Origin of the sequence: uncultured Campylobacter sp. (assembly GCF_938031315.1) — a bacterium.
Lineage (GTDB): Bacteria > Campylobacterota > Campylobacteria > Campylobacterales > Campylobacteraceae > Campylobacter_B.
Genome location: NZ_CALHHT010000093.1, coordinates 1 through 2,827, shown reverse-complemented (window position 1 = coordinate 2,827; position 2,827 = coordinate 1). Strand labels below are relative to the sequence as shown.

Sequence of the window (2,827 nt, the reverse complement as noted above, 5' to 3'; positions counted from 1 at the left end):
TGTACCGTCGCCCGGGCCTAAAATTTCATCGCTCTTCTGGGCGGAGTTTTGAAGCTCCGTTAGTTCCGCGCCGCTTAAAATTTCATAAAACGCGCTCTTTGCGCTGCGTCCGCCGGGCACGATCCCCATTTTTAGACGGTTTGCGGGGTTGCGAGCGATCGGACGCTCGATTACGCAGGGCTGCTTCAGCGGCAGGTCGATGAGTGCGAGGTATATCCGCCCCATGCTCTTATCGCTTAGCTGTGCCGAGAGCGCGGCGTGCGCGGCGTTGTTTTTGGCGACGAGCAGGGCGCCGCTGGTGAGTTTATCCAGGCGGTGCACGATGCCCGCGCGAAGCTCGCCGCCGAGCGTGGAAAGTAGATAGCCGCGAGCTTTGAGCCAGTCCACGAGCGTGGGCTCTTTGACGCTTGCGGCGGGATGGACAGTAAGACCCGCGGGCTTATTTACCACGAGCAGATCCTCATCCTCGTATAAAATTTCGACATCGAAATCCAGCCGCTCTACGCTCGTTTGCTGCGGCGCAGACGCGGGGTAGTCGATGTGCACGAGCTCGCCCGCAGATAGCTTGTAGCCGGGCCTGCTCTGCACGACGCCGTCCACTCTGACCGCAGCGGATTTGATTAAATTTGATATTTGATTGCGCGAAATTCCAAGCTGCGAGCTTAAAAAAACGTCGAGCCTTTCGCCGCATTGTGCTATTAGATTATCCAAATTTATACCTTTTTTGGCTATTCTTACGTCAAAATTTTAATTAGGATTAAGCGTTGTTTAAAATTGACAAAAAGATTTTAGCATATTTTGATTTCATTCAACCTTTTTTGATCGTGCCGATAGTGGTTTTTTCATACGTTTTAATAAGCGAGGCAAACGACGTGCTGTCCTCGAAGCAGGTGGTTTATTGCGGCGTAGGATTTGCCGTTTTTACGCTGTTTTTTCTCTTTCCGATACGCAAATTTTTATATCTGATTCCGATATTTTATTGGACAAATATCATATTGCTGCTTAGCGTCGATTTTTTCGGCGTTAGCAAGCTAGGAGCGAGGCGCTGGCTGGAGATCCCTTTCGTGCATTTTACGCTGCAGCCCAGCGAGGTGATGAAGCCCGCGTTTATCCTGATGCTGATGTATCTGATACACAAAAATCCGCCGCCGAAAAACGGCTACGGGCTGAAGGATTTTTTGCGCCTTAGCTTTTACATACTTCTGCCTTTTGTTCTGATCGCTAAAGAGCCCGATCTAGGCACTGCCGCGATACTTTTTTTGACGGGATTTGCGATCCTTTTTATTATCGGCGTCGATAAAAAAATTTGGCTTACGCTGATCATCGTTTTTGTGGCCAGCTCGCCGATTTTGTACGAAAACATGCACGATTATCAAAAAAAGCGCATCGCCGATTTTATCAGCGAGGAGCCCAATTATCAGGTCAAGCAGGCGATCATTGCCATAGGAAACGGCGGCATCTATGGCAAGGATAGAGACGAGGCCACGCAGACGCACTTTAAATTTCTGCCGATTGCGACGAGCGATTTTATCTTCGCCTACACGATCGAGCGCTTCGGCTTCGTGGGGGCTGCCGCGCTGATCGCGCTGTATGCGCTGCTGATACTGCATCTGCTGAGCCTAAACTACGATTTTAAAAGCGACTATCTGATACGGGTCTTTACGAGCGCGCTTGCCTCGCTCATCTTCATCTATACAGGCGTCAATATCTCGATGGTGGTGGGCTTCGCGCCCGTCGTGGGCGTGCCGCTGCCGTTTTTCAGCTACGGCGGCAGCAGCTTCATCACCTTTATGATCCTCTTTGGAATTTTGCAAAATTTGCTGACGTTTAGGATGAAAGATAACTACAAGACCTATAAGATCAGGATGTAAATTTAGCCCGCACGGATAAATTTTGAAATTCTACAAAATCGAGCGAGACTTGTTTTTAAGTCGGCGGTGAAATTTGAAGCAGCGGGCTAAATTTTAAAGCTCGCTACAAAATCACACCGATGCCGAGCGTAAATACCACCGCGAAAAAGGCGTATGTAAAGGCAAATTCCAAAGTTTGCGAATTAAAAAATCCGTAGTACAAAACGCTCGTGAAAAATCCGCCCACGAAGGCTACGGCAAAGATCCCGATCCGCGCTGCGACGGGTCTTGCGCCGCAAAATTTGTATAGGTAAAAAACCCCGCAGAAGCTGATCGCAAACCAGATCATCGCAGGCACCGGCCCGCTTATGCCTACCATGCCGAAAAGATTGGCTAAATTTAAAAGCAGCAAAAATATCACCGCAAGCGCGATCAGCGCGGATCTGATCATCTATCGCGCCTTGCGTCGGGCGCGGAATTTTCACCATCCTGATTGAAATTTTGCGCGGAATTTTCATTCGCGCCGCCTTCGCCAGCGCCTTCATTTGAAATTTTAAAATTTTCATCGGAATTTTTATCGGCGCGATGCGTAGAATTTTCATCGGCGCCGCTTGCGAAATTTTCACCGAGATCGCCACTGGAGTTTAAAATTTCATCCTCGCTTAGCTCTTTTTCCTTTATCTCTTTTAAAATTTCATTTTCATCTTGAGGCTTGAAATTGCTTAGGTCCATTAATATCCGCCTCTTAGCTGCACGCTGATATCGCCCGCTCCAAAACCAACTACGATGCCGTCACTTAGGCGGTTTTTCACGCCAAATTCATCTGTAAATTCTATGCCCTCTTCAACCCTCTCAACCTTGTCTGTAAAGATCGGGTTATACTCGCTAAATTCGCTCTTCATATCAACTTCGATCGGATTTTCACCAGCTGCATAAACTGGCAAGATGACAAGCTCATCAACGCCCTTAAAGCACTC

General features: G+C 48.4%; 4 protein-coding genes and 1 pseudogene. 1 reads left to right on the top strand and 4 read right to left on the bottom strand.

Going from position 1 to position 2,827, the window contains the following annotated elements; translation table 11 throughout:
* On the bottom strand, nucleotides 1-711 hold a 711-nt coding region (locus tag Q0236_RS02510), incomplete at its 3' end, for an RluA family pseudouridine synthase (RefSeq protein WP_297914725.1).
* A gap of 53 nt (nucleotides 712-764) precedes the next feature.
* Between Q0236_RS02510 and Q0236_RS02505 the strand changes: the two genes are divergently transcribed.
* The gene (locus tag Q0236_RS02505; RefSeq protein ID WP_297914722.1) at nucleotides 765-1,871 is read left to right on the top strand and encodes an FtsW/RodA/SpoVE family cell cycle protein; all 1,107 of its coding nucleotides are present in this window, start codon (nucleotides 765-767) and stop codon (nucleotides 1,869-1,871) included.
* A 103-nt stretch (nucleotides 1,872-1,974) separates the two neighbouring features.
* On the opposite strand, the gene Q0236_RS02500 is transcribed toward Q0236_RS02505, so the two are convergent.
* The 3 genes and pseudogenes from Q0236_RS02500 to Q0236_RS02490 form a co-directional block, all read right to left on the bottom strand.
* Complete coding sequence (locus Q0236_RS02500; RefSeq protein ID WP_297914719.1) at nucleotides 1,975-2,301, bottom strand: hypothetical protein; 327 nt, start codon at nucleotides 2,299-2,301, stop codon at nucleotides 1,975-1,977.
* On the bottom strand, nucleotides 2,298-2,582 hold the full coding sequence (locus Q0236_RS02495; protein ID WP_297914716.1) for a hypothetical protein: 285 nt from the start codon (nucleotides 2,580-2,582) through the stop codon (nucleotides 2,298-2,300). Before Q0236_RS02495 ends, Q0236_RS02500 begins: the two co-directional genes overlap by 4 nt.
* Nucleotides 2,582-2,827, bottom strand: a pseudogene (locus Q0236_RS02490) (UDP-N-acetylmuramate--L-alanine ligase); the annotation flags it as partial. The pseudogene Q0236_RS02490 and the gene Q0236_RS02495, both read right to left, overlap by 1 nt.